The 24,492-nt window shown below is 55.5% G+C and carries 27 protein-coding genes; 16 read left to right on the forward strand and 11 right to left on the reverse strand.

Annotated elements, in window-relative coordinates:
• Positions 1 to 84: 84 nt before the first annotated feature.
• The 6 genes from RIN61_RS25980 (at position 85) to RIN61_RS26005 (ending at position 5,395) form a co-directional block, all read left to right on the forward strand.
• Entirely contained in the window at positions 85 to 879 is a 795-nt protein-coding gene (locus tag RIN61_RS25980; protein WP_313854994.1) for an SDR family NAD(P)-dependent oxidoreductase, read from the forward strand.
• 25 nt (positions 880 to 904) lie between these two features.
• Positions 905 to 1,669 carry an SDR family oxidoreductase gene (locus RIN61_RS25985; RefSeq protein WP_313854996.1) on the forward strand — a complete coding sequence of 255 codons (765 nt, stop codon included), beginning with the start codon at positions 905 to 907 and terminating at the stop codon, positions 1,667 to 1,669.
• A 38-nt stretch (positions 1,670 to 1,707) separates the two neighbouring features.
• The gene (locus RIN61_RS25990; RefSeq protein WP_099813499.1) at positions 1,708 to 2,226 is read left to right on the forward strand and encodes a carboxymuconolactone decarboxylase family protein; all 519 of its coding nucleotides are present in this window, start codon (positions 1,708 to 1,710) and stop codon (positions 2,224 to 2,226) included.
• 181 nt (positions 2,227 to 2,407) lie between these two features.
• On the forward strand, positions 2,408 to 3,415 hold the full coding sequence (locus RIN61_RS25995; protein WP_313854998.1) for a zinc-binding alcohol dehydrogenase family protein: 1,008 nt from the start codon (positions 2,408 to 2,410) through the stop codon (positions 3,413 to 3,415).
• An 81-nt stretch (positions 3,416 to 3,496) separates the two neighbouring features.
• Entirely contained in the window at positions 3,497 to 4,594 is a 1,098-nt protein-coding gene (locus RIN61_RS26000; protein ID WP_313857699.1) for an L-dopachrome tautomerase-related protein, read from the forward strand.
• Between the two features lie 12 nt (positions 4,595 to 4,606).
• Positions 4,607 to 5,395, forward strand: a complete 789-nt coding sequence (locus RIN61_RS26005; RefSeq protein WP_313855000.1) for a glycine betaine ABC transporter substrate-binding protein — start codon at positions 4,607 to 4,609, stop codon at positions 5,393 to 5,395.
• 39 nt (positions 5,396 to 5,434) lie between these two features.
• Here the strand turns inward: RIN61_RS26005 and RIN61_RS26010 are convergent, their stop codons facing one another.
• Entirely contained in the window at positions 5,435 to 6,325 is an 891-nt protein-coding gene (locus tag RIN61_RS26010; protein WP_112899535.1) for a LysR family transcriptional regulator, read from the reverse strand.
• 51 nt (positions 6,326 to 6,376) lie between these two features.
• On the opposite strand from RIN61_RS26010, the gene RIN61_RS26015 reads away from it, so the two are divergent.
• Positions 6,377 to 7,507 carry an L-dopachrome tautomerase-related protein gene (locus RIN61_RS26015; RefSeq protein WP_313855005.1) on the forward strand — a complete coding sequence of 377 codons (1,131 nt, stop codon included), beginning with the start codon at positions 6,377 to 6,379 and terminating at the stop codon, positions 7,505 to 7,507.
• An 88-nt stretch (positions 7,508 to 7,595) separates the two neighbouring features.
• Here RIN61_RS26015 and RIN61_RS26020 read toward each other — a convergent pair whose 3' ends face one another.
• Positions 7,596 to 8,531: a DMT family transporter gene (locus tag RIN61_RS26020; RefSeq protein WP_313855007.1), complete on the reverse strand. Its 936-nt coding sequence runs from the start codon at positions 8,529 to 8,531 to the stop codon at positions 7,596 to 7,598.
• A 138-nt stretch (positions 8,532 to 8,669) separates the two neighbouring features.
• Here RIN61_RS26020 and RIN61_RS26025 point away from each other — a divergent pair, with 138 nt between their 5' ends.
• The gene (locus RIN61_RS26025; RefSeq protein WP_313855009.1) at positions 8,670 to 9,173 is read left to right on the forward strand and encodes an Lrp/AsnC family transcriptional regulator; all 504 of its coding nucleotides are present in this window, start codon (positions 8,670 to 8,672) and stop codon (positions 9,171 to 9,173) included.
• Between the two features lie 22 nt (positions 9,174 to 9,195).
• On the opposite strand, the gene RIN61_RS26030 is transcribed toward RIN61_RS26025, so the two are convergent.
• Positions 9,196 to 10,056, reverse strand: coding sequence for a LysR family transcriptional regulator (locus RIN61_RS26030; RefSeq protein WP_313855012.1), 861 nt, complete (start codon positions 10,054 to 10,056; stop codon positions 9,196 to 9,198).
• Between the two features lie 68 nt (positions 10,057 to 10,124).
• Positions 10,125 to 10,475, reverse strand: coding sequence for a putative quinol monooxygenase (locus RIN61_RS26035; protein WP_313855014.1), 351 nt, complete (start codon positions 10,473 to 10,475; stop codon positions 10,125 to 10,127).
• Between the two features lie 239 nt (positions 10,476 to 10,714).
• Between RIN61_RS26035 and RIN61_RS26040 the strand changes: the two genes are divergently transcribed.
• From RIN61_RS26040 to RIN61_RS26060, 5 genes are all read left to right on the forward strand, one after another.
• On the forward strand, positions 10,715 to 12,277 hold the full coding sequence (locus RIN61_RS26040; RefSeq protein ID WP_313855016.1) for an MFS transporter: 1,563 nt from the start codon (positions 10,715 to 10,717) through the stop codon (positions 12,275 to 12,277).
• Positions 12,278 to 12,335: 58 nt separating this feature from the next.
• Positions 12,336 to 12,803: a GlcG/HbpS family heme-binding protein gene (locus tag RIN61_RS26045; RefSeq protein ID WP_313855018.1), complete on the forward strand. Its 468-nt coding sequence runs from the start codon at positions 12,336 to 12,338 to the stop codon at positions 12,801 to 12,803.
• Positions 12,804 to 12,968: 165 nt separating this feature from the next.
• Positions 12,969 to 13,517 (forward strand): winged helix-turn-helix transcriptional regulator, encoded by a 549-nt coding sequence (locus tag RIN61_RS26050; protein WP_085601726.1) that lies wholly within the window; start codon positions 12,969 to 12,971, stop codon positions 13,515 to 13,517.
• Positions 13,514 to 14,662: an HlyD family secretion protein gene (locus tag RIN61_RS26055; RefSeq protein WP_313855020.1), complete on the forward strand. Its 1,149-nt coding sequence runs from the start codon at positions 13,514 to 13,516 to the stop codon at positions 14,660 to 14,662. Before RIN61_RS26050 ends, RIN61_RS26055 begins: the two co-directional genes overlap by 4 nt.
• Before the next feature lie 53 nt (positions 14,663 to 14,715).
• Positions 14,716 to 16,221, forward strand: coding sequence for a DHA2 family efflux MFS transporter permease subunit (locus RIN61_RS26060; protein ID WP_313857701.1), 1,506 nt, complete (start codon positions 14,716 to 14,718; stop codon positions 16,219 to 16,221).
• A 40-nt stretch (positions 16,222 to 16,261) separates the two neighbouring features.
• On the opposite strand, the gene RIN61_RS26065 is transcribed toward RIN61_RS26060, so the two are convergent.
• A complete protein-coding gene (locus RIN61_RS26065; protein ID WP_313855022.1) occupies positions 16,262 to 17,080 on the reverse strand; it encodes an alpha/beta fold hydrolase in 819 nt (272 codons plus the stop codon).
• 281 nt (positions 17,081 to 17,361) lie between these two features.
• On the opposite strand from RIN61_RS26065, the gene RIN61_RS26070 reads away from it, so the two are divergent.
• On the forward strand, positions 17,362 to 17,622 hold the full coding sequence (locus tag RIN61_RS26070) for a DUF2790 domain-containing protein (protein WP_313855024.1): 261 nt from the start codon (positions 17,362 to 17,364) through the stop codon (positions 17,620 to 17,622).
• 50 nt (positions 17,623 to 17,672) lie between these two features.
• On the opposite strand, the gene RIN61_RS26075 is transcribed toward RIN61_RS26070, so the two are convergent.
• Positions 17,673 to 18,620 (reverse strand): AraC family transcriptional regulator, encoded by a 948-nt coding sequence (locus RIN61_RS26075; RefSeq protein ID WP_313855026.1) that lies wholly within the window; start codon positions 18,618 to 18,620, stop codon positions 17,673 to 17,675.
• Between the two features lie 173 nt (positions 18,621 to 18,793).
• Between RIN61_RS26075 and rclC the strand changes: the two genes are divergently transcribed.
• Complete coding sequence (gene rclC, locus RIN61_RS26080) at positions 18,794 to 19,393, forward strand: reactive chlorine resistance membrane protein RclC (protein ID WP_313855028.1); 600 nt, start codon at positions 18,794 to 18,796, stop codon at positions 19,391 to 19,393.
• A gap of 230 nt (positions 19,394 to 19,623) precedes the next feature.
• On the opposite strand, the gene RIN61_RS26085 is transcribed toward rclC, so the two are convergent.
• From RIN61_RS26085 to RIN61_RS26095, 3 genes are all read right to left on the reverse strand, one after another.
• Complete coding sequence (locus RIN61_RS26085; protein ID WP_023532827.1) at positions 19,624 to 20,073, reverse strand: carboxymuconolactone decarboxylase family protein; 450 nt, start codon at positions 20,071 to 20,073, stop codon at positions 19,624 to 19,626.
• 110 nt (positions 20,074 to 20,183) lie between these two features.
• Positions 20,184 to 20,861, reverse strand: coding sequence for an FMN-dependent NADH-azoreductase (locus tag RIN61_RS26090; RefSeq protein ID WP_023532703.1), 678 nt, complete (start codon positions 20,859 to 20,861; stop codon positions 20,184 to 20,186).
• Between the two features lie 30 nt (positions 20,862 to 20,891).
• On the reverse strand, positions 20,892 to 21,374 hold the full coding sequence (locus tag RIN61_RS26095; protein WP_023532427.1) for a GNAT family N-acetyltransferase: 483 nt from the start codon (positions 21,372 to 21,374) through the stop codon (positions 20,892 to 20,894).
• A gap of 90 nt (positions 21,375 to 21,464) precedes the next feature.
• Between RIN61_RS26095 and pdxR the strand changes: the two genes are divergently transcribed.
• The gene (gene pdxR, locus RIN61_RS26100; protein WP_033728313.1) at positions 21,465 to 22,901 is read left to right on the forward strand and encodes a MocR-like pyridoxine biosynthesis transcription factor PdxR; all 1,437 of its coding nucleotides are present in this window, start codon (positions 21,465 to 21,467) and stop codon (positions 22,899 to 22,901) included.
• Here pdxR and RIN61_RS26105 read toward each other — a convergent pair.
• The gene (locus RIN61_RS26105) at positions 22,894 to 23,373 is read right to left on the reverse strand and encodes a carboxymuconolactone decarboxylase family protein (RefSeq protein ID WP_023532684.1); all 480 of its coding nucleotides are present in this window, start codon (positions 23,371 to 23,373) and stop codon (positions 22,894 to 22,896) included. The two genes, pdxR and RIN61_RS26105, sit on opposite strands and share 8 nt — an antisense overlap.
• Before the next feature lie 262 nt (positions 23,374 to 23,635).
• The gene (locus RIN61_RS26110) at positions 23,636 to 24,298 is read right to left on the reverse strand and encodes a DUF998 domain-containing protein (protein WP_256474741.1); all 663 of its coding nucleotides are present in this window, start codon (positions 24,296 to 24,298) and stop codon (positions 23,636 to 23,638) included.
• Positions 24,299 to 24,492: the final 194 nt, after the last annotated feature.

Here is a 24,492-nt window from a genome sequence, read left to right on the forward strand (position 1 = left end):
TCCTAAAACATGACTATATGCGTCGTTTAAGACAAATCTGTTTTTTTGCATCATGGCTCCACACCCAAACAACGGAGCTGGACCATGACTCATGAATACAAAGGCACCGCCCTGATCACAGGCGCATCCACAGGCATCGGCGCAATTTTCGCAAACCGCCTGGCTCAACGTGGTTATGACCTGATTCTGGTCGCCCGCAATCGTGATCGCCTGAACGCTCTTGCTAGCCGCATCACCAACGAGACTCAGCAGAGCGTTGAAGTCTTCCCCGGAGACCTGGCCAACGCAGCGGACCTGGCGCGAGTGGAACGCAAATTGCGCGAAGACGCCAGCATCAATCTGTTGGTTAACAACGCAGGCATCGGTACTCACACCAGTTTGCTGGACAGCGACGTGGAGCGAATGGCCGAGATGATTAGCCTCAACGTCACGGCACTCACTCGACTGACCTACGCCGCAGTTCCAGGCTTCATCGCTCGCCAACAGGGCGCAATCATCAATATCTCATCAATCGTCAGCCTGGCACCGGAAATTCTGAATGGCGTGTATGGCGGAAGCAAAGCCTACGTCACAGCCTTCACTCAGTCGCTGCACAAAGAGCTGGCAGAACAGGGCATCAAGATTCAGGCGGTACTGCCAGGAGCTACGGCTACCGATTTCTGGGAGATCGGTGGGCTGCCCGTCGAGAACCTTGATCCCAACATCGTGATGTCAGCAAGCGACCTAGTGGATGGCGCCCTTCAAGACTTCGACAACGGTGTCCTGATCTCCATCCCTTCCATGCAGGACATACAGCATTTCGAGCTGTACGAAAGCAGCCGCAAGGCGCTGTTCGGACATCTTTCCAGCAACAAACTCGCTCCGCGTTACGACGTTTAATCAATCAATTGAAAGGATACAAATCATGAAAACTAGCGCAAACACCATCTTCATTACTGGCGGCACCTCGGGCATCGGCCGCGCTCTGGCCGAAGCGTTCCACCAGCGTGGAAACAAAGTCATCATCGCGGGCCGACGCCAATCGCTGCTGGATGAAATCGCCAGCTCCAATCCAGGCATCGACACCGTTCAACTTGATATCAATGATCACCAGCAGATCACGGATGTCGCACAAGAGGTTATCCGTCGCCATCCCTCGCTGAACGTCATCATCAACAATGCCGGCATCATGCCTTTCGACAACCCAGGCTCTGGCGATTATGACGATGAGCAGGCTGTAGGGCTGCTGCAAACCAACCTGCTGGGCCCGGTGCGTGTTAGCGCAGCGTTTGTAGAGCATCTCAAGCGCCAACCCGATGCCTACATCATCAACAACAGCTCGGTACTGGCCTATCTGCCACTGGCCGCGACAGCCCTCTATTCGGCGACCAAAGCTGCGATTCACTCCTACTCGCTGTCGCAACGTTTTGCCCTGCGCGATACCAGCGTCAAGGTTCTGGAAATCGCACCGCCATGGGTAGACACCGATCTGATCCACAAAAGTGGTGATGAACGCGCCATGCCGCTGGACGAATTCATCCAAGAGACCCTGGAAAAACTGGAAACAGCGACAACCGAAGTCCTGGTTGACCGCGTCGTACCAGTACGAGCCAACCAAGGGCCAAACGAGCATGAACTGATCAACCAGTTCAACGAGGCACTGGCCGAAAACCCTATCCCTGTCGCCTGAACAGAAACGCATTGGACAATCTAGAAGGAAGCAAAATCATGACCCGAATTGCTGCTTTGACCCTTGACCAAGCTCCAGCCGCTGCGCGCACTGCCCTTCAGGGCATTGAAAAAGGCTTGGGTTTTATCCCTAACGCCTTCGCTACCCTGGCTCACTCTCCAGCAGCCTTGGGAGGATATCTCGCTCTGGCACAGGCGCTTAGCAAGAACAGCCTGACACCTGCCGAACGTGAAGTAGCGGCACTAGCGGCCTCGGAAGTTAACGGATGCGATTATTGCGTCGCGGCTCACAGCTTCTTCGGTGGGAAGACCGGACTGAACGCTGATGATTTGCTGGCAGCGCGCGCTGGCACGCTGAATGGAGTCGCTGCACTGGCTCGGGCTGTCACGCTCAGCCGCGGCCAAGTGAGTGACGAGCATCTCTCAATCGCACGGGAAGCAGGGTTGGACGATGCAAAAATCGTCGACGTCATCGCGCAGGTCTCCCTGCTGACCTTGACGAACTACCTGAACAACGTGGCGAAAACAGACATCGACTTCCCACCGAAAGCGATCTGATCCGACGCCTAACTTTGAGCGACGTGTGCGCTCCTTCTAAGACGATCAGCCATTCCTTGAATGGCTGATCGCCTCAACCTTCAGCGAAACGGCGAAAGTCTTCCTCGGGTTAGCTAGTTTTTGAGGCTCACGAAGGGAGTTAGCCTGACATCACTCTCTGACCTGTAAAGGACAACCTCATATGAAAGCCGTAGTTTTCCAAGAAGCTGGTTTGCCAATCCAAAACGCTCGTTCCCTGTTCGAAACGGACCTGCCGAAGCCCACCCCAGGTGCTCGAGATCTGCTTGTCGAAGTGAAGGCGATTGCGGTAAACCCGGTAGATACGAAGGTGCGAGCCCGCAGTACCAGCCAAGAGGTCCAAGTGCTGGGTTGGGATACCGTTGGTATCGTCCGTGAAGTGGGCAGCGACGTTTCATTGTTCAAAGTTGGCGACGAAGTATTTTACGCCGGCGCGATCGATCGCCCTGGTAGCTACAGCGAATTTCACTTGGTGGATGAGCGCATCGTCGGCCAAAAACCACGTAGCCTGGACAATGCCAGTGCCGCAGCCTTGCCGCTGACCTCCATTACTGCCTGGGAGCTGTTGTTCGATCGACTGGGCGTTCAGGAGAACGGTGGTAAAGGACAAAGCCTGCTGGTCATCGGCGCCGGTGGTGGGGTTGGCTCCATCCTGGTCCAGCTGGCCCGCAAACTTACCCAACTCACCGTCATCGGTACAGCGTCGCGGCCAGAGACTCAGTCTTGGGTACAAGAACTGGGCGCCCACCATGTGATTGATCACTCCGCCTCGATCCCGCTGCAGCTTGAAAACCTGAAACTCAACCCGGTCGACTACGTTATCAGCCTGACCCATACCGAAACCTACCTGCCCCAGATCGTTGAAGTGCTTCGCCCACAAGGCAAACTGGCGCTGATTGATGACCCAGCACAACTGGACGTCATGCCACTCAAACGCAAATCGCTTTCGCTGCATTGGGAACTCATGTTCACGCGTTCTCTGTATCAAACCGCAGACATGATCAAACAGCATGAGTTGCTGAACAGAATTTCCGAGCTGGTCGATAACGGCGTCATCCAGACCACCATTGGGGAACACTTCGGCAAAATCGGCTCAGATAACCTGAAGCGCGCCCATGCTCTGATCGAGAGCGGCAAAGCCAAAGGCAAGATCGTTCTCGAAGGCTTCTAACCCGCTGATACGCTCAAGGACAAGCATATGAAAGCTTTCTTCCAAGCCACTGGCCTGGCTGTCGCGGTCTCGCTCAGTGCAATGGCCATGGCCGATACCGCCTCGGGCACAGGCACCAACCCCGAACGTGTTTTCGCTTTCAATGGCGCCATGCCTACAGGCGTGACCGTCACCGAAACGGGTCGGATCTTCATCAACTTCCCTCGTTGGGGAGATGACGTACCCTACACCGTGGCGGAGATCAAACAGGGCCATTTGGTTCCTTACCCGGACCTGAAAACGAATGTGGAAAACGCCAAGGATCCGGCCGCCGGGTTCATCAGCGTGCAGAGCGTCGTAGCTGACGGTCAAGGACGTGTCTGGGTATTGGATACAGCCGCTCCCGCCTTCTCCGAGCCTAAGGCAGGTGGAGCCAAGCTGATCGCAATCGACTTGAACACCAACAAGATCGTGAAAACTGTTGTGTTCCCGCGTGAAGTGATTCTGCCAACTACCTATGTGAATGACGTACGTTTTGATTTTCGCGTAGGAAAAGAAGGTACCGCTTACGTCACCGATTCGTCGGTAAAAGGGCCAGGCGGAATCATCGTCCTGGACCTGGCCAGCGGTACGGCAACCCGTCGCCTTAGCGGGGCCAAATCAACTTCCGTAGACCCTGAGTTCCGACCTGTCATCGAAGGGAAACCAGCACTCATCACCCGCGACGCGCAGGGTAAATCAGGACTGCTGACCGTAGCCTCGGACGGCATCGCCCTGTCGAGCGATGGTAAGACGCTGTACTTCTGTCCGCTTTCGAGTCGACACCTGTATTCGGTTCCAACGGCTTTGTTGCGAGACCCCAATGTAAGCGAAGCCGAACTTGAACAAGCAGTTGTAGACCTTGGTGAAAAAGGCGCCTCCGACGGTCTTGAGGCTGATGCTAACGGTGCAGTCTATGCGGGGGATTATGAGCACAACTCCATCCGCAAACGCCTTGCCGATGGCACTTGGCAAACCGTGGTTGAGGATTCGCGAGTCCTTTGGCCTGATACCTTGTCGATCGGCCCAGACGGATATCTGTATTTCACTGCCAACCAGCTGCACCGCTCACCTGGCTTCAACGATGGCCAAGACAAACGGGTGAAGCCTTACAGCCTGATGCGCGTCAAGATCGACGCCAAGCCTGCGCAAACGCATTGATAAGGAAATGACATGCAAAAGCACATTCGCTTGGGCTACATCGACCTCAGCTTCCATGCCGCTAGCGCAGCGCTTGTGCAGCGCACGCTAGAGCGACATGGTTATCTGGTGGAAGTCAGCACAGCTCCTCATGAGGAAATGTTCCGGTTGTACAGCGAAGGAAAGGTAGAGATGCTCGTATCTGCCTGGCTGCCAGCCAGCCACGGTGCCTACCTGGCAGCTTGCAAGAAACCGAGCACTTCTCTTGGAGTTCTTTACAACCCATTCTGCATTTGGGGTGTGCCTGATTATGTACCGGAGGATCAGGTCGCTACGATTGCAGACCTGCTGAGGCCGGATGTTGCCCAGCGGATGAGCCGCCGCATCCAAGGCATAAACCCTGGTGCTGGTATCAGTCGCTTTTCCAAAGCCATGGTGACGCAATACGAGTTGGATGCTGAAGGCTACTTTTTTGCGCATGGCACCGAGGCTGATTGCTTCAATCGTTATGAGCAATCCTATGCCGAACGGGAATGGTTTGTCGTGCCGCTGTGGCATCCTCAATATTTGCACCATGCCTACAAAATCCGAGCCCTAGATGAACCGCTCGGGCTGTTGGGTGGTGAAGATCAAGCAACGCTCATTGCCGCCAGTGACATTGTGCAAGAGATGCCGAAAGAACTGATTGAGGACCTAATCTCGCTACAACCTGGCAATGCCGCGGTCAGTGAGCTTGATTTTCTTATCCGTCACAAAAAGCTTTCAGCCTTGGAAGCTGCAGACATTTGGCTCTCACGTCAGTCGGCACCGGCGGAAGCTTGAATCAGTAGCGGGGCCCCGTGCCCCGCCACTGAGCCCCGACTAGCTTTCGAAACGTTTTGCTAGAAAGGCTCTAAGCGATTGGATGGCCGGCGTGAGCGATGTGCGATGGGCACATACCAGCTGAAGCGGTGCCGGCTGCCCATAGCTTTCCGGGAATAGCTCAACCAGGCGGCCGCTACGAAGATCCTCAGCAACATCGAGCCTGGACTTGTAAACGATCCCCAATCCGGCGACAGCCCAGCGTCGAACAATATCGGCATCATCGCTGATTCGATCACCTGTCACCTGAACCGTCCGCACTCCCTGTGGGAAATTGAAGCTCCAACGCTCGTAGGTTTGCTCGCCCATTACATATCTAAGGCAATTATGCCCACTCAACGCCTCAGGAGATTCCGGCATACCATGACGCGCGAGATACGCCGGCGAGGCGCAGACTGTTCTGCGGTTCATCGGTGCGAGTGCTAAGGACACCAGGCCCGAGTCACTCAACTGTCCATACCTGATACTAGCGTCCAGATGTTCTCCCACCAGATCGGCCACCTGATCACTAACCCGCAATTGCAGACGTACCATGGGGTGCGTTTGCTGAAACTCATCAAGCCATGGGAGCAACACATTCCTGCCGATATCAGATGGCATCGACAAGCGAATAGTGCCAGCGATTTCGTCACGGCCCTGGGTCAACGCTACCTCGCCATTATCAAGTGCTTCCAAGGCTTGCCGCGCGTGCGGCAAGTAGCGCTCGCCATCATCGGATAATCTCAATCGACGCGTCGAGCGAACAAACAATCTCGCGCCCAAGTTGCTTTCCAGACGCTGAATGGCACCGCTCGCCAAGGCGGGCGAGATGTCAAGCAACCGCGCCGCGGCGGAGAAACTACCCGCAGCAGCCGTCGATACGAAGACCTGCAGATCATCGATTCGTATGATTTTCTTCACTTTGACGAAATTCTTTACGTGGTGGCGAGGTTTTTCAGCGTAATGGGAAAAATGATCATTGCCCAGCCCTTCAAACAGGAACTTGCAATGACCTTCCCTAAACGATTTGTACTAACAGCTCTGATGGCAGGCTTTATCGGTGTAGCCCACGCCGAGCTGCCGCCAACCCTTCACGTGGTAGCCCAATCGGCAAATGCTGTATGGAATGCGGTGGCCGTGGACAGCGCCGGAAGCCTATACGTATCGGGCCCAAAATGGACTGGCTCAGCGGGGCCATCCGTATCGAAGCTAGACCAAGCTGGCCAGCCCCATCCCTTTCCAAATGAGCGATGGAATAGCAATGACGCGACCATTCCAGCCGAACAGCGCTTCGTCAATGTCAATGCCATGCGCGTTGATGACAATAGCCGGCTGTGGATTGTCGATGCAGGCGTAACTGACTTCGGCGGCAAAGTCATTCCAGGTGGTGCAAAGGTCGTGGTCGTTGACCTAAAAAGCGGCGAAGTGATCAAGGTCATCCCATTCGACAGCAGCATCGCTCAAGAACATAGCTACATCGACGATATCCGCCTCAATGGCAAGCATGCCTACCTGACGGACGCTGGCGTTCCTGGCATCGTTGTCTTGGACTTCGAAACCAACAAAGCCCGGCGCGTCTTAACGACCAGTCCTGCTGTACGCGCGCCCAAAAACCGCGACATTATCCTGAGCGGCAAAGTAGTCAGAGCGCCAGATGGGACAGCATTGAAGGTGCATTCCGATCCCCTTGAGGTATCCCCGGACGGGAAATGGCTCTACTTCGCACCGTTGGAAGGCCCTTGGCACAAGATTGAAACGCGCTGGCTGGATGATGCCAACTTGCCTGAAGTTGAGCTCATCAAACATGTCGAGCACTGGCGAGATCTGCCGCCGGTCGGTGGGACAGCCATGGACAGCAAGGGCAATTTCTACTTCAGTGACCTAGCTGAAGATAGCGTCAAGCGAATCGCCACTGACGGCACCATTCAGACCATTGCAAAGGACACTCGCCTGCACTGGGTCGATGCACCTGCGTTCGACAACCAGGGCAGATTGTACTTGCCGGCAGCGCAAGTCGATCGAGTAGGCTTGTTCAACGATGGCGCATCGAAGGTCGAGCGACCACTGAGCATCTATCGCATAGACCCTAAATAACCTCATTGCACCCGTTTCAGAGCTAATGCCTTACGCATTCCGAGCTCTGAAACGGGTTTATCGAAAAGCCTCCGCCAAACTTTATGGTTTAGGTCCGGCGGGAGCGCGAAGCTAATGCAGAGACCACGACCCCCAAAACCACCAGGCCGAGCCCGGCAAGGAACATGGTGGAAACGGTCGCACCAAAAGCCAAGCAAGAGAACACTGTTCCAATCAGGGGTACCCCAAGGGTGAAATTTGACATGCCAAACGTCGAAATTCGCCGTCCGTATTCCGCAGAAATCACGAAGCACGCCGATGTCGCAATTGGACCAATGAAAAACAATTCCTCAGCCAGTTTCCTATCCAAGACAAGGGATGTTGGTGAGCCTTCGCTGACATATGCTGCAATCGCCAACGGTATGGTAGCCAAGAGCATCTGCCACGGGGCAAGCGCCAGTGGCGGGGTCACCCACCGATGACGTTTCACATGAAGGATGACAATCGCCCAGCTGACCGCTGCAAGAAGCAGGAATATTGCCCCCAACACTGTTTCCTGATTTGTCCATTCGAGCTCTCCTGGGGAGCACACAGCCGCGACCCCTGACATTCCTATGACAAGCCCTGCAATCTGCAACCTAGAGGGCATTTCACGGAACATGACCCAGGCGACAACCACACACCACAGTGGCGTTGTGTATGCCAAGAGCACAGCGCGGCTAGTGTCGACATGAACCATCGCCACCATACCCAGACCTGTGAAAGCCATCATCTGCAACAAACCCACGCTTGCGATGATTGGCACATCCCCTCTAACGGGAAGCTTGAGCTGTCCTCTCGCGACCAGATAGGCAAAAAGACAAACCGCGGCACTGGCGAAACGAATGGTAGCCAGCCAGAGCGGAGGCACGTCATGCAATGCAAGCTTGGTAACCGGCCAGCTACTTCCCCACAGAAGCACCATGACACCAAGCCAGACGTAAGTCGAAGATATCCCGAAATTTTTGGAGCGAGTCTTAAACACTGGCTCAGTTGAAGCGCGCATGGTGCCACCTCGTTGCAATCTAGTTACGTAGCACCATGATATTTTTGGGCAAGCGAAAAAACGTACCTATCTCTTCCTCAGAAGTAGAAATACCGGTACATTTCATTGGAAAGCTCTCATGCAGAGGAAAAATTTACCATGAGCCGCTCGAAGCTCGATGACGCTAGCCTGCGCATCCTTGATGCACTCCAAGAAAATGCGGAGTTAAGCAATGCAGAACTCGCTGAAATTGTAGGGCTTTCAACTTCGCCGTGCTGGCGACGTGTCTCAGAGATGAAGGAAAGTGGGGTCTTACGAGGCGCCGTAACGCTAGTTGATCCTGCAGCGCTCGGTCTTGCAATAAATGTATTCGTACACGTGTCGCTCAAACTCCAGGACAAGCAGTCTCTAGAAGTATTTACGAACGCAATCAGGGAGCGCCCAGAGGTGATGGAGTGCTATTTGATGAGCGGCGAGGCGGACTTTATGCTGAGGGTGGTAAGCGAAGACCTGACAAAGTATCAGGCGCTACTCCTTGACTGTTTGACCACCATACCCGTTGTGGCAAGCATCAAGTCGAGTTTCGCACTTAGCCAAGTTAAATATACGACTGCACTGCCCACGAATCATTTGAGAGGGCGCGCTTCAGCGGGCAACAACTAACGTTCATCCTTTCTTTCACTCCTCAACCGAGGAGTGAAAGGTAGTTTCTGATTGGCTGAGCTTGCTCGTGCCGCCTGCTCACCAAGCCTAGCCAAGACACTTCCTCCAAACCATTAACGGGGCGGAAGGTAACTCCAGGTAGACTCACTGCGACGGCTGCCGATTTCGGCACGATAGAGACCCCTTGGCCCAGTGCCACCAGAGCCAATACCGCGACTAAGCTCCCGGGCTGGGGCCCAAGCTTTGGGACGAACGCGCCCAAACTGCCGGCTGTGATCGTCCCGGAGACCTGCTCTGGCAATATGAACAACTCATCACCCAGATCACCAGGATCGATGCAATGACGAGAGGTGAGCGGATGCGAGCAAGGTAACGCAAGCACATAACCTTCTTCATCTAGATGCCCGACCTTCAACTCAGCCGGAAGTACCATGGGCGCTCGCACGTAGGCGAGATCAATGCGCCCCTCCGCCACTAGCCGAGGAAGCTCTACCATAGGATATTCGCGCAAGGACAATTGCACGCCGGGGAAAGCCTTCTTAAACGTCGTCGTATGCCTCTGCAATGCTCCGTTGAAGACTGCCGAGGCAACATACCCTATTTCGATATGCCCATTTTCACCCCGCCCGGCGCGTTGCGCTTGCTCTTGAGCGATATCAAATCGATAGACAACATCACGGGCCTCTGTAAGCAATGCCTTACCCGCTTCGGTCAAAGTCGCTTGGCGCTGCGCGCGGACGAAAAGTTGAACCCCTAACGCTTCCTCCATTTCCTTGATCTGTCGACTCAGCGTTGGGACGGCGATATTCAGGCGAAAGGCGGCCCTAGTAAAATGACTGGCTTCAGCGACCGCCAAAAAATACTTAAAATGTCTGATTTCCACTACTTTATGTCTCACCTGAGAACCAAACAAGTCCGAAACCAAACTTAGCCGTTACGTTAGCTTAAAGCTCATGGCAAACCGTTTCCAAGCCAGAAGTTTGGGTTTACAACAGAATCCACCTGTACAGCAGAAGCAGCTGGAGCCAAGCGGTAAACCTGTACACTCGCTTTGCCGTCGATAGCCGCACTTAAATTTTTAAACGCCTCACCGAGTGTATGTTGAGTCAGCGCATCATCATTTTGCCAAAGCTCAAGCATGGTCCAGTGGCCTTGAGTGTCCATGTTTTCAAAAAGACGATAATGAAGACACCCGTGCTCTGACTGCGTCGCTTCGACAGCTATTAGCAGGGCGCTGTGAACCTCTGCTACTGATGATGGATCTGCGGTGATATGCGCTACAACGGTAATCGTACTAGTCATGGCGAGCACTCAGTTTGTTGGTGCCTTAGCTTGATCAATTCCACTAGCACGTGAAACCCAAAGGGTAGTGAAACAGTTTCAACAAATTGACGAAAGTCCCGGAAACCCTTCTATCGCGGGCCAGCCCACAGCCGTCATACCTACGTTAGTTTTTAGCTAACGAAATCGTTCAACGATGAGAGATCTTGATCGATTACTGCCAGATAAAATCGAGGACTGACCATCCAGGAGTGCGAAAATTGGCTAGCGAACCGACCTACAAACATCCAGGATTGATCCTCGCAACGGCATCCGCAGTATGTGCTCTTATCATCCTCGACACGAACATTGTCGCAGTGAGCTTACCGACCATTGCTCGCGAGCTGAATGCCACCCTTACCGATATTGAATGGGTTGTAAGCGCGTACCTACTGAGCTTCGCAGCTCTTTTGTTGCCTGCAGGAAGCCTGGCCGACAGGTTCGGTAGAAAACGAACGCTTCAGATTGGTCTGACAATTTTCGCCGCGGCATCGGCTGCGTGTGCAGCTGCTCCGACTTTGTTGCTCCTGGATGTAGCCCGCGCTTTCAAGGGTGTAGGAGCAGCCTTACTCCTAACGTCTGCACTGGCAAGCATCGGCCATTGCTTCCCCAACGAACCAGCTCGTGCCAAAGCATGGGCATTTTGGGGAACCACAATGGGGATCGTCATTACTAGCGCTCCGCTCCTTGGTGGGCTCATCACCACTACGATCGGATGGCGATGGATTTTCTGGCTGAACGTTCCGGTGAGCTTGTTGCTCATGTGGGCAGTGCATCGCCTGATTCCAGAGTCTGGCAACAAAAAGGCGTCACGACTTGATCCAGTTGGAGCGTTGCTGTTCAGCGCCTCCTTGGCTTGCATCATGTGGGGCCTCATTGAAGCCAACCGCGCGGGGTGGCAATCAACAGCAACTACCCTGCGCTTGACTGCAGGGCTACTGCTGATGGTGCTGTTCGTAATTTTCGAGAAGCGTCATCCACGCCCCATGGTCGACTTCGACCTGATGAAGCATGCCCGCTTTAACGCTGCGCTGCTGGGCATGTTTTCGTATGCCGCGTGTGCGCAGGTCATGATGACCCTCCTGCCATTCTACCTGCAGGCTGGCCTAGGCTTTTCGGCCATAAACTCGGGACTCGGGATGCTGCCATTTGCTCTGGCCATGTTCCTGATGCCGCGAGTCGGTGCCTATTTGCCGAAGAAAATTCACCCCGCCACGATCATGAGCATAGGCCTGCTGCTGGTGGGCCTGGGTAACGTTCTTTGCGCCATGGTAGCCACCTCCGGTAGCTATCTGCTCTTCGCGATGGCAAGCACGGTGCTTGGTGCCGGTGCTGGGTTGTTGAACGGCGACACTCAGAAAAACATCATGGCTTGTATCCCTCCAGATCGCCTAGGCATGGGTTCAGGCATGAGCACAACAATGCGATTCTCGGCCATCAGTCTTGCCATCGGGGTCTATGGAGCACTGCTCGTGGTGTTCACGAGGGATGCACTCAAGGACTCGCTCAGGACGATAGCCCCTCAACTGTCCTTTGAAGCAGAAAGGCTTGCGTTGAGCACCGCAGCAGGTGATTTGCACAGTGCCTTAGAAACCATTCCGGAAGCATCCAAGGCAGTTGTCCGCGTCGCTGCCGAACTCGCTTTCATGCAAGGCTTTTCCCAGATGCTATTCGTGGCCGGAATTCTGGGAATGCTTGCTGCGTTGATCGTTGGCATCTACCTACGCCGGCCGCTGCCAAACTCTGGCGTCATGCCAACTCTGAACATGAAACCAAACCAATGATTCCAATCATCTCCTCCGACAGCTGATTTCTCGACCGAGAGCAAAAGGACTATCAAAAATGATCCGGAGACTGACTGTGGTTGCTGCAGCTCTTGCAGCTTCCGGCGTGCTTGCAGAACCGACAACAGCCCCCACTACAAAGCCGACCTTTAGCTTAACGGAAGCCAAGCAGCTATCTGCCGCAGCCCAGGCCTATGCCGCCCAGCATGGATGGCCGTGTTCCATCGCGATTGTTGACGACGGTGGATGGCCGATCCTCACCGCAAGAATGGATGGTGCTCCAGTAGTAGCCGGGATAGAACTGGCCCAAGGAAAGGCAAAGACTGCGGCAATCTTCAAGCGCTCTTCAGGTGACTTGGAAACCAGCGTGAATAGCGGTCGGGCGGCAGCGATCACCTCAGGTTTCGTCATGATGAAGGGAGGTCTACCAGTTAAATCCAATGGAGTCGTCGTAGGTGCTATAGGCGTTAGCGGCGACACACCTGAGCATGACATCAGAATCGCCATGGCCGCTCTAGAGCAGTGAAAGCGAACACTCCCAGGAGCGAAAGCGGCTCAGTGCCGCTTTAATCACAGGCTCCTAAGCAAGGAGGTACCAAAGCCGGATCACATTTCAATCAAAGTGACTTGCATAATGAAAGTCATAGTGGAATAGTGATTTCATACATCCGGTCCACGCTCGGGGCGAACCATGAAAAAAGCCAGCTTCCAGTCGATGCCATGCCCAGTGGCACGCGCACTTGAACTCATCGGCGACGGTTGGAGCCTGTTGGTACTCAGAGACGCGTTTTATGGATTGCGTCGCTTCGATGAGTTCCAGCACAGCCTGGGGATTGCCAGCAACACGCTAACCCGACGACTAAGCGATCTGGTCGCCGCTGGCTTGATGGAGCGCCGGCCTTATCAAAACAATCCACCCCGCTTTGAGTACCTTCTAACAGAAGCGGGGCGCGATCTTCGCCCGGTACTCCTGACCTTGATGATGTGGGGTGCCAAACATGCCGAGGGTTCGAAAAAGGTCTATCTGGCCGATGTAGAAACTGGCGAGCCTGTCGCACTGACTTTGATGGACAGCAACACTGGTAAGTCGATTACCGTTGAAGACCACCGTCTGCATATCGCGCCCGATGCAGACCCCCTGACTCACTGGCGCGTGGAGGCCGGTGAAGGTTATCGACACGAGAAGCTTTGGGTCAGTCCTTTCCCGCAACCAAACTCGACCAGGAGCGAACAGCAATGAACGCTTCCGTCGAATCCCCAATCGAGAACGCGCAGGCCGCGCCCCCCACTCGCGTGAGACCAAAACTCAGCAAAAAGCTGCTCAAGCTGGCCGCTTTGCTGTTTGCCATTGCTGTAGCAACAGCGTTCTTGTTCCATTGGTGGACGATAAGCCGCTTCCTTCAAAGTACTGACGATGCCTACGTCGGCGCGGACGTGACAGTGATCAGTGCAAAGGTACCGGGCTACATCAAGGACGTAGCTGTAGCGGACAACCAGTTCGTGAAAGCCGGAGATCTGCTGGTTCGTATCGATGCCAGCGATTTCAGAGCTGCTCTGGCAAAGGCCGAGGGTGCAGTTGCAGCACAGCGTGCCAGCCTGGCCAATTTGAACGCTACGGAACAGCTCCAGCACTCATTGATTAGCCAAGCCAAGGCGCAGCTTCAGGCGCGCCAGGCGGAAACTGAACGAGCTCTGCAGGACAAATCCCGGGCTCAAGTCCTGCTGAACAGCCATGCGGTTTCACTGGAGAATGCTCAGCATGCCGATGCCATCTGGAAGACGGCCCAGGCCGAACAGAACCATGCCGTAGCCGGCGTAGTGGCTGCGCAGAAGCAACTCATTGTCATCGAGACCCAGCGCGAGCAGGCCAGAGCTGCTCTTGTACAGGCTGAGGCGGCCCGCGAGCAGGCCCAACTGGATGTTGGCTACACCGAACTACGCTCGCCTGTAGATGGTTACATCGGCAATCGCAGAGCCAAAGTGGGGGCCTATGCCGCAGCCGGCAGCCAGGTGGTGTCGGTGGTACCAGCCCGAGGTTTGTGGGTGGATGCAAATTTCAAGGAAGATCAGCTATCAAGCTTGCGCGTAGGACAGCCGGCACGCATTCAGGCCGATATTCTACCTGGGCGAGTGTTCCATGGGCGTGTTGAGAGCATTGCCCCCGCCACTGGGGCGCAGTTCAGCATCCTTCCACCAGAAAACGCGACTGGCAACTTCACCAAAATCGTTCAACGTGTGCCAGTAAGAATTCTTCTTCAGGATAGCGATGCAGAGTTCGGTGTACTCCGTCCCGGTTTGTCGGTGATCACCGAAGTCAACACCAACGCCAACAGCTTCGCACCTGCGGCGGCTGACTCCGGACGCGAATCAGTAGGCTCCCTGTGAGCAGCGGGCTGCCAGCGTTAAGCACGCCACAAAAGGTCGCTGCTTTTGCGTGCATGTGCGTAGGTATGTTCATTGCCTTGATTGACATCCAGATAGTCTCGGCCTCGCTCAAGGATATTGGCGGAGGCTTATCGGCAGGTGCGGATGACACCGCTTGGTTACAGACGGCTTACCTGATCGCTGAGATCATCGTCATCCCGCTATCAGGGTGGTTGTCTCAAGTAATGAGCACACGGTGGTTGTTCGCCGCTTCGGCCGCCGGTTTTACGATTACCAGCCTTTTGTGCGCTCTGGCTTGGGACATCCAGAGCATGATCGTCTTTAGAGCCCTGCAAGGCTTTTTGGGCGGTTCGATGATTCCGCTGGTGTTCACCACGGCATTCATTTACTTCACAGGTAAGCAGCGCGTGATCGCCGCCTCAGTGATTGGAGCGGTGGCATCATTGGCTCCCACTCTTGGGCCCGCAGTGGGAGGCTGGATTACCGACGCCCTATCGTGGCATTGGCTCTTCTACCTAAATTTGCTTCCGGGCATCTTTGTCACCATCGCCGTGCCGTTGCTGGTCAATGTGGACCGCCCCAATCCAGGTTTGTTGAAAGGTGCCGATTACGTGGGAATTGTGTTGATGGCACTGTTCCTCGGGTGCCTCGAGTACACGCTCGAAGAAGGAGCGCGATGGAATTGGTTTAGTGATCGCACCATTCTGTTGACGTCCTGGATTGCTTGCATCAGCGGTGCCTTGTTTGTGTGGCGTTGCCTGACAATCCAGGCTCCGATCGTTGACCTGCGAGCGCTACGGGATCGAAACTTCGCTTTGGGGTGCTTGTTCTCCTTCATCACAGGGATAGGGATTTTCGCTACGGTCTATCTGACCCCTTTGTTCCTTGGACGGGTCCGCGGTTATGGCGCGTTGGATATCGGACTGGCAATTTTTTCCACTGGCGTTGTTCAGCTACTGGCTATACCCGTTTACGCCTTCCTGGCTAACCGAATCGACCTGCGCTGGGTAATGATGCTGGGGCTCGCGCTGTTCGCCATCTCCATGTGGGACTTCTCGCCCATCACCCATGACTGGGGGGCCAAGGAACTGCTGCTACCACAAGCCATTCGCGGCTTCGCTCAGCAACTGACGGTGCCGCCCACGGTAACGTTGACGCTTGGAGCATTGCCGCCCGCACGGCTCAAGCTCGCGGCGGGGCTATTCAACCTGATGAGAAACCTGGGAGGCGCAATTGGCATTGCGGCCTGCGCCACCCTGCTCAACGACCGGACCAACCTTCACTTCCTGCGTCTTGCGGAGCACCTGAACGTACGCAATGAAAACCTGAACATCTGGTTGGGGCAACTTCAGGAAAATGCCCAGGCTTATGGCCAGAACAGCTCCGATTCCACCCCGTACGTACTGCACCAGCTCTGGGCACTGACCTGGCGTGAGGCCCAAACGCTGTCATACGCCGACGCGTTCTTGGCAATAATGCTTTGCTTCATTGTCGCGGTCACTCTCGTACCACTCATGCGCAAAATCGCCCCACCGGCGCAACCGTCAGCAGATCATTGAAGCGCAGGTCGGTTAAGGGCTGCGTAGCAGCCCTAGCGACTTAATGCTTGGTTGGCAGCCAGTTGAGGAGAAAGTCAGTGACTACTTGTGGACTCTCCAGGTTGGAGATGTGGCCGGCGCCAGGTATTTGTGCTGCTAAGCAACTGATGGTGCGCGCCATGAGATTTGCTTCTTCTGGCGGACGAGGTATGTCCTGATCACCACAAAGGACGATCGTTCGATCGCTCTCCAAGTCGGCAATTGCCGATAGAAGATCTGGTCGTCCGAAAATTATCCGTCCCATTGGATCAAGGCTATCGCGAATACGCTCGGCGCTGCTGGCCTTGAGGGATGCACGGAAATCCTCGCGAACATCCGGCACTGTCTCTCCGCCTGCGTGGAAGAAGATCGGTACAACCACATCTAGCAAGGCGTCGGGAAAGACCCCTGCCGCACTGGCAGCATCCAGCAAGCCGAAGTATTTCAATCGAGTCTCTTCGGGCTCTGCACCAAGAAAGGTATCCATCAGTACCAGGCGGTCGACGCGCTCGGGATGCTCAAGGGCCAACTGAGCGCCCCACATGCCTCCGACTGACAAGCCGACCAGGTGACATTGTTCAATGTCCAAGGCATCAAGCAGGGCGACGTGCTGACGAACCAAAGAGCTCATGTCTACTGTTTGAGTAGGAGGAGCGTCCGAGCAGCCGTGTCCCCAGAGCTCCGGGACGATCACCCGAAAATGTTGGGAAAGAGCCTCAATCTGGGGCTGCCACATGTCAGCAGACCAGAGAAAGCTATGGCCAAGTACAACCGGAAAACCTTGGCCTACGTCAACGTAGCTCATCTTGGCACCGTCTACTTCAATGAATCGTCTATGCATGGCTAGATAGTCTCAATTTTCGCTGCGTCAAAAATGAGCCGACATCGTGCCGCTCATCGATTGATCCAAAAATGACAAAAAAGGGCGTGTTTTCAGACACTCCGTAAGGTCGGACTTATCGACAAAGCGGTGTGCTGACCTACCTGAGATGATTGGACAAGAACCTGAGCCGAAAGCGAAAGAGCTCGTGCAGCTTCGCCAATAGCATGGTCATCAAGGGAGTCGAATAGATCCCGCCACCAAACGAGCGACACGCCGCTCAATGCAAATTGGAGATGATCATGAAAAAATTCATTGTTGCACTCGCCTTAGTGACCCCAGCCGCTTTCGCGGCGGCACAAGACAACAATCCGGACGCAGACGCTCACCAGTACCGCTACGGTGATGTGATTGACGTGGATAAAGTAATCTCGCAGGACGTTGTGGTTCAGTCCGAAACTTCACAGGCGCTGGAAACGGTGAAGCTGGTGTACCGTGATCACGCGGGAGTAGAGCACGACCTTTACTACAAGCGCGTCGCTGAAACTCATCAAGACAGCTGATATACGATTTGGTGACTGGCCCGTCGCAATGCGCCGGGCCCACCGCGAAGTCAATCCGCATCCTTAGCTAGCCTAGCCTCCACTTCACCCAGCTTTCGCTCTCGCCGATATTGTCCAGGGGTCTGCCCCAGAACATCCTTGAAGACTTTGCTGAATGACGCCTGCGTTTGGTACCCCACTTCCAAAGCGATATCACTCAAACCAGAGTCCGTCTTCGCCAACAGCAAGCATGCGATTTCCATCCTGATTCGAACCAGTAAGGTTCCCGGCGGACAACCTGCTATGCGCGTAAAGGCTCTCATAAAGCTGGCTCGCGACATGTTGGCCATTTCTGCCATGCGCTCAACGGTCCAGGCATCTGAGGGATCCTCTAACAACGCATGCCATACCTTGGAAAGACGGCGGTCGGCCAGAAGACCAATGCTACTTTCAACAGGTGGGCTGGTATCCAGCCATGACCGCAGAACCATAGTGAACAGAGCGGTAGTCAGGCCATCGACTATGGACCGAGCACCGTGATGGTTGGCTTCGGCTTCGCTACGAATCAGCCCAATCATTGCAGAGAGCGCAGAAGCGGACTGTGTCGAACTCAAGCTGACATGGATGTACTCAGGTAGCGCTTCGAAAAGTGATGAGCCTGGCTGGTAGATAAACCTGCCGCATAGCAAATCCAAGGGCTCGCCTTCGCCTTTTAACCGATGCAAAGGTAAAAGCCCCTCGCGAACGACCAAAGGACGATTTGGCTGATCGACACCCGAATCACTTTGAAGCAAGTGGTCGGTACCGTGTGGGAGCAACAGGATGTCGCCCGCGTTGAGTTCAATAAGGCTGTGGTCAGGCAAGCGTAATTGGCAGCGGCCTGAGAGGACGATGTGGTAACGCGCAGTACCGAGCTCATCCGGCTGATGGTCAATCGACCAACGCCCCGCAAAATGGCAACGCAGATCCATGCTGCCGCGCACATCAGCAAGCGTGATGAGTTTGTCTAACGTCGTCATGGTCATCTCTTCAGAAGGCTATCCGGGCGCAATTTAAACCAACCCAAGGGAAAGCGCAGTCGCCAGAGGCGATGATTTGAGACGATTGGCAAAAAGGCGGAGCGCATCCGGCAAAAGCGCGAAGCGGAATCTTCTTAGGATGGACTCATCTTGAAACCACAAGGAATCACACCATGAGTCCCTATCAACTGCTGGTTACTGCAAGCCGCCTGGATAAGCTTGGAATTCATCTCGTACGCTTTGGCGTGGCCATAGTTTTCCTGTGGATTGGTGCGTTGAAATTCGTGCCCTACGAGGCTGACAGCATCACTCCATTTGTGGCAAACAGCCCGTTTTTCTCGTTCCTCTACGCACATCCAGAGGCCTATCGTGAGCACTTCACCCATGAAGGCCAGCTCGACCTGGCGCAGCGTGCTTGGCAAGTTGCGAACCATACCTATGCCTTCTCCAATGGACTGGGCGTGGTCGAGATCAGCATAGGGGTGTTGGTATTGGCTTACCTTATCTCACCGAAGCTGGGACTCGCGGGAGCTGTGCTCGCTTTCCTCACACCCGTCGTGACGCTGTCGTTCCTGATCACAACGCCTGAAGCGTGGGTGGCGAATCTAGGAGATGCTCAATTCGGCTTCCCATACCTTTCTGGAGCTGGACGCCTGGTCTTGAAGGATGTGTTGATGCTGGCAGGAAGCGTGTTAATGATTGCTGACTCTGCTAAGCAGCTAATTAATGGCAGCAGCGTAGTTAATCCAGAGAATAAGAGAGTCAGCGGTTAGGTAGCTATCCCGCCCCCAGCTAACGTTACGCGCGGTCGAGGACAAATGGTGTTTATGAGCGATCGCGTTCAGTCGAGACCGGCTGTTTTCGACCCATTGCGGACGTCCGTCAGAGACTGCTTTCGGCTCATACCCGTCGTTCAGAAGGGGCCGCAAAGGCCTGAAACAGACTGTAGGCAATACTAGGGCGGTCTCTGAAGTACTGCGTTTGCATGTTGAGTCATAGGTCATCACGTTTTAGCGGCAGGTTTGAGTCGGAAGCTGACGCCCATACGGTTAAAAGCGTTCATTGCGGCAATGGCCGCTGTCAGGTCGACAAGGTCCTTTTCGGCAAACATTGCCGATGCTGCTGCGTAAGCTTCGTCGGATACATGTGTCTCGCTTACCCGCGTGACTTCTTCTGCCCAGGCCAATGCTGAGCGCTCCTGATCCGAGAACAAATAGTGCGCTTCATGCCATACTGGTACTAACAGCACTTTGTCCACTGAAATACCTGCTTTGATCAGATCGCGTGAGTGCAGATCGATGCAATGGGCGCAGCCGTTGATTTGAGACACCCTGAGAAACACGAGGTGAATCAACGGGGCTGGCAAATTTGTCGCGGTGGTCACGAAATGATGCAGCCCGCCAAGGGCCTTGGCTGCACCAGGCGAAGCTTCAAACCAATTGAGTCGACTCATGATTTCTTTTCCTGTCTTTGAGCAATGAAGAGGGTGACATGCGGATTGCCGCTTGACGGCACACCGCCCAGCTAATGTGCAAACCTATACGCTTGAATTCGATGATGTTCTTAAAGCGGGCTGCAGACTTGATCCACACCATGGCTATCCCTACCAAAGAACGTCTGCACCTCACCGTACCCTGTTTCCCTCCCAGTATTCAGTGACTCCACACCCTTGGCGGTACCTTCAACGGTGAAGTAGTACACGTGATTGAGACCGATGGTGGCGAGGACGGCGGACAGGTAGGGTCGCAGAAAGTCGGGTTGACGGGCATGCTGGCCGCTGATGTAGCCTCCGCAAGCTATTGCGACGTAAACCGGACGATCCGTCAGCGATCCGACTTTGCCTTTGGCGGTGCCCAGAAACGTTTTGCCCACGCGTACCACCTGGTCGATCCACATCTTGAGTGGGGCGGGCACGCTGTAGTTGTGCATCGGCGTGGCAATCAGCAGTACGTCGCATGCCTGCAGTTGGTCGATCAACTCGTCGGAACGGCTCAACGTACCCTCCTGACCGCTTGCTATGACTACGCGCTGATTGGCTAACGCCTGGGCGTAAGGCGCATCGACTGGGGCCAAGGAGTTGAGGTCTAAATCGGTCAACTGGATACCCCTTCTGCCGGCCTGACTGGCCAAGGCAAACAGGATCTGCTGGGACAGTTTCAGACTTTCCGAATCCTCTGCATTGGGGCTGGCGACCAGGCGAAGAATGCGCAAAGGAGCAAGTGGCTGTTGTGACGATGTCATGAGGTTCGCCTCCTTGGATGTGCGTGCGGGTTATGGCGTATCGAACTGTTTCTGAAAGCGCAGTGCACCCGTCAACAGGCCTTCACGGAAGTAGAAGCGTTGCGCGCGGGCGTTGGCCAAACCCGTGTCGAGCACCAGGCGTGCACAACCGCTGGCGCGGGCCAGTCGCTCCAAGGCTTGCAATAAGCGCGAGCCCCACTGACCTCCCCGCTGAGCCTCGGCGGTTACAAGGTCATCGACATACAGGAATGCGCCGTAGACCAGGTTTTCCTGTAAGCGGTAACCAGCCAGTGCCACAAGAACGCCTAAGTCATAAGCACCAATCAGGCGATAGCCTTCAACGCGCATACGCTCGATGCGGCTGACGAAGTCAGCTTCGCTCGTCAGATGAGGGCGCAATTGCTGCATTACCGGGAATGCGCTGCAGAGGTCATGGGTGCTGTCCAGGGGGCGCAGGGACGTGTCGGCCAGGTCGAGCACGCTGGGTATGAAGTTGTGCAAAGGGGATGTCATGGGAGTTGCCCTCATGAGTAGGTGATGGCGCTATATTGGACTACCATTGACCCACTTGATTGAGCCAAGAAATGGGATATGAACTAGGCCATGATGACCTCCCCCAAGCCGCCTTTTGCTCCCTTGGAAGAGCAGTCTGCCTTGCCTCTGTATCGTCAACTGTACGACCGCGTACTGGCCGCCGTTGCCGCAGGCACGTTGTCCCCCGGTGACCGCTTGCCGTCGGCGCGCGCCATGGCCAAGGAGCTGGGGGTGGCCCGTGGCACCGTCGAATTGGCCTATTCGCTGCTGGCCAGCGAGGGTTACCTGCTGGCGCTCGGGCAGAAAGGCACCGTAATCAATCCTGAACTGCAGAAGCCCGTGTCGGAGGCCACCGCATTACCAGTCAGCAGCCAAGTGATCGAAGACGCACCTGATTCGCTCTGGCGTCCACCGCAGCTGTTGCCGTTCCAGATGGGGGTACCGGCGCTGGATGCATTTCCGCGCAAGATATGGGCGCGTCTCGGTGCTCGGTATCTCCGTGGGATGCGTCTTGGAGATCTGGACTATCCGGCACCCCACGGCCTGGCAGCGTTGCGCAGCGCCATTGCTTCGTATCTGCAGGTGTCCCGAGGTATCGATTGCGGTGCCCATCAGGTGTTTATCACCAGCGGTTGGCGCAATAGCCTGTCCTTAGTCGCACATACCCTGTTGCAGCCAGGCGAGTGCGCCTGGGTGGAAGACCCGGGCTATCCCACTACGCGCCAGGTGCTTCGCCAGTTCGGCCTGGACCTGGAAGCGGTGCCGGTTGATGCCGAAGGCATGAACGTAGAACACGCCATCGCGGGTTCTCGGACTGCTCAGGTCGTCATGGTGACACCAGGGCATCAGAGCCCGCTGTCGATGGCACTGTCGCTGCCACGCCGGCAACTGCTACTCGATTGGGCTGCCCGCACCGGTGGCTGGATTGTCGAGGACGATTACGACGGCGAGTACCGCTACGTCAGCCGTCCACTTCCAGCGCTGGCCAGCTTGGATCGCCATGGGCGCGTGCTGTATGCCGGCACCTTCAGCAAGGTGCTGTTTCCCGGTATTCGCCTGGCTTATCTGGTGGTGCCGCAGGCGCAGGTGGCAGCGTTCGAGCGCGTCGGCCGGGCCTTGTTTGCTGCCGGGTCACCGTCAATTACCCAGGCTTTGGTGGCGGAGTTCGTTGCCGAGGGACACTTCGCTCGGCATATCCAACGCATGCGCCGCCTCTACAACGAGCGACGGGCATTGACCATCGAAGCACTGGACCGGAGTTTGCCGAAGGGTCTGCAGGTGGAACGCTCGCCAGGCGGCATGCACTTAGTACTGCGTTTGCCGGAGGACGTAAGCGACACCGCCCTGGCCGAGCAGGTGCTGGCCAGGGGTATGTCGGTACAAGCGTTGTCGCGCTGGGCTGCGTCATCGCAGCGTCAGTCAGGTCTGCTCCTGAGTTTTACCAACTGCGCCACGACGGCTCCAGGCGAGCAGCTTGGCGCGTTGATCAGCAAGTTACTCAGTTGAGGTTGGCCTTGTTCAGGCCGAACAGCTCATCGGACGAGCCGGGGATCGCCTGGAAGGCCACATTGAGGCGATTCCAGCCATTGATGGCGACGATTAGGAACGACAAATCCGACAGCTCCTGCTCGGAAAACTGCTCAAGCGCACTCGCATACAGGCTGTTGGAGATACCATGAGGCGGCAGTTGGGTTAGGGCTTCAGTCCACTCCAGCGCCGCCCGCTCTACTGGCGAAAACAGCCCTGACTCACGCCATACGGCCACGTGGTGAAGACGCAGCTCGCGCTCGCCATGGATCTTGGCCTCTTTCACATGCATATCCACGCAGAACGCACAGCCGTTGAGCTGCGAAGCGCGCAACATGATCAGGTGGGCAAGATCGGCCAGTGGCGGTTTCTTGCTCAGTTGTAGGGTGAGTTCCACCAGTTTGTTGGACGCTTGGGGAGACAGCTTGAAGTAATCAAGGCGGTTGTTCATGGGTAGTTGCTCGCAGTGGGTGGAGTTTGTTGGAGCCCACTGTAGCAACGCTTGGAATAGCCCCACAGGGCCAAGATGGTAGCTTCGAACTAGGCCATGTCTGTATCGAAGTACGCCATGAACACCCATCGAGCGGTATGGTCGAAGGGGCGCTATAGGCCGTTCATTGCCCTCCGCGAATGGCCGCAATGGGTCGAAAGCAGCCCGTCGCGAATGACTGCTTGCGCCCTTGCGGCCCCTCAGGAAAGATAGCAATCGGCCACTAGTTGACGCTGCCCCTTGCTGGCTCACTGCGAAGTGCGGTCCAGGCCAGAGCGGCGATCCAGGCGACGGAAACGCCGTAATTGAGTCGCTGGTACAGGCCAAACCCGTGACCGTCACTGAATGCCTTGGCCATCAATGCAACAGTCGCGAGAGCAAGGATTACACAGAGTGCCGAGAACCATTTGAACCCGGTCGATGACAGCAGTCTCTTGCTCAAGAAAAACCACAGACCGCTAGCCATCGTCAGCGAAAGAAACATCACCATTCCGGCAATGTTGTGTAGCTGTTGAGAAAGTGAAGGCTGCGCAGGTACGCATCCCGCATCACAGGAGAAGAAACCTGTGGCGAAACTAGCCAAGCCGTGGAGCAATATGAACGCGGCGCTGACCAGAGCCAAACGCGAACCTGCGTACCGCCGCGCCAGACCCAAAGCGAAAAGCCCGAACAGTACCCCCAAGGGAAAATTGTTCACCCATGCAGAATAGCTGTGGGTGGGAGCCCCAACCGCTCCTAGCTGGCTCATCGCCTGTTCGAAGTGGCTGTAACCGGGGTAGCCAAACGAGGTAAGCAACACTCCAGCGAAGAGCCAGAATGGAATCAGTAGCCCCAAGCTCAGCAATCTCTGGTCAGTGGTATCCACGGCACAGCTCTCCTTGGTCATGGCAGTGATCGATCCGTCTCTCACGAAATGCCTGATTCTAGAGGGGCCGCCGGCCGATGCGCCATCGATTTTCTTGCAAAACAGCTTGCGCATGCGTCACCTGTAGCCGCCTTGATCCATGGATGCCATCCAGGCCCCGACGCCTGCCCAGAACCTCCGTGCTGCTTGCCTCGAAACAGCCGCACGCCATCAGT

Origin of the sequence: Pseudomonas inefficax, assembly GCF_032164165.1 — a bacterium.
In the GTDB taxonomy this organism is placed as follows: Bacteria; Pseudomonadota; Gammaproteobacteria; order Pseudomonadales; family Pseudomonadaceae; genus Aquipseudomonas; species Aquipseudomonas inefficax.

Coding starts and splice junctions, on each gene's coding strand:
- RIN61_RS26020 (WP_313855007.1), bottom strand. CDS start 8,531: ATGCGCGCTTCAACTGAGCCAGTGTTTAAGACTCGCTCCAAAAATTTC.
- RIN61_RS26085 (WP_023532827.1), bottom strand. CDS start 20,073: ATGAGTCGACTCAATTGGTTTGAAGCTTCGCCTGGTGCAGCCAAGGCC.
- pdxR (WP_033728313.1), top strand. CDS start 21,465: ATGATGACCTCCCCCAAGCCGCCTTTTGCTCCCTTGGAAGAGCAGTCT.
- RIN61_RS26055 (WP_313855020.1), top strand. CDS start 13,514: ATGAACGCTTCCGTCGAATCCCCAATCGAGAACGCGCAGGCCGCGCCC.
- RIN61_RS26090 (WP_023532703.1), bottom strand. CDS start 20,861: ATGACATCGTCACAACAGCCACTTGCTCCTTTGCGCATTCTTCGCCTG.
- RIN61_RS26015 (WP_313855005.1), top strand. CDS start 6,377: ATGGGAAAAATGATCATTGCCCAGCCCTTCAAACAGGAACTTGCAATG.
- RIN61_RS26110 (WP_256474741.1), bottom strand. CDS start 24,298: ATGACCAAGGAGAGCTGTGCCGTGGATACCACTGACCAGAGATTGCTG.
- RIN61_RS25995 (WP_313854998.1), top strand. CDS start 2,408: ATGAAAGCCGTAGTTTTCCAAGAAGCTGGTTTGCCAATCCAAAACGCT.
- RIN61_RS26105 (WP_023532684.1), bottom strand. CDS start 23,373: ATGAACAACCGCCTTGATTACTTCAAGCTGTCTCCCCAAGCGTCCAAC.
- RIN61_RS26045 (WP_313855018.1), top strand. CDS start 12,336: ATGATCCGGAGACTGACTGTGGTTGCTGCAGCTCTTGCAGCTTCCGGC.
- RIN61_RS25985 (WP_313854996.1), top strand. CDS start 905: ATGAAAACTAGCGCAAACACCATCTTCATTACTGGCGGCACCTCGGGC.
- RIN61_RS25990 (WP_099813499.1), top strand. CDS start 1,708: ATGACCCGAATTGCTGCTTTGACCCTTGACCAAGCTCCAGCCGCTGCG.
- RIN61_RS26060 (WP_313857701.1), top strand. CDS start 14,716: ATGTGCGTAGGTATGTTCATTGCCTTGATTGACATCCAGATAGTCTCG.
- RIN61_RS25980 (WP_313854994.1), top strand. CDS start 85: ATGACTCATGAATACAAAGGCACCGCCCTGATCACAGGCGCATCCACA.
- RIN61_RS26065 (WP_313855022.1), bottom strand. CDS start 17,080: ATGCATAGACGATTCATTGAAGTAGACGGTGCCAAGATGAGCTACGTT.
- RIN61_RS26095 (WP_023532427.1), bottom strand. CDS start 21,374: ATGACATCCCCTTTGCACAACTTCATACCCAGCGTGCTCGACCTGGCC.
- RIN61_RS26025 (WP_313855009.1), top strand. CDS start 8,670: ATGAGCCGCTCGAAGCTCGATGACGCTAGCCTGCGCATCCTTGATGCA.
- RIN61_RS26075 (WP_313855026.1), bottom strand. CDS start 18,620: ATGACGACGTTAGACAAACTCATCACGCTTGCTGATGTGCGCGGCAGC.
- RIN61_RS26000 (WP_313857699.1), top strand. CDS start 3,497: ATGGCCATGGCCGATACCGCCTCGGGCACAGGCACCAACCCCGAACGT.
- RIN61_RS26050 (WP_085601726.1), top strand. CDS start 12,969: ATGAAAAAAGCCAGCTTCCAGTCGATGCCATGCCCAGTGGCACGCGCA.
- RIN61_RS26035 (WP_313855014.1), bottom strand. CDS start 10,475: ATGACTAGTACGATTACCGTTGTAGCGCATATCACCGCAGATCCATCA.
- RIN61_RS26070 (WP_313855024.1), top strand. CDS start 17,362: ATGAAAAAATTCATTGTTGCACTCGCCTTAGTGACCCCAGCCGCTTTC.
- RIN61_RS26005 (WP_313855000.1), top strand. CDS start 4,607: ATGCAAAAGCACATTCGCTTGGGCTACATCGACCTCAGCTTCCATGCC.
- rclC (WP_313855028.1), top strand. CDS start 18,794: ATGAGTCCCTATCAACTGCTGGTTACTGCAAGCCGCCTGGATAAGCTT.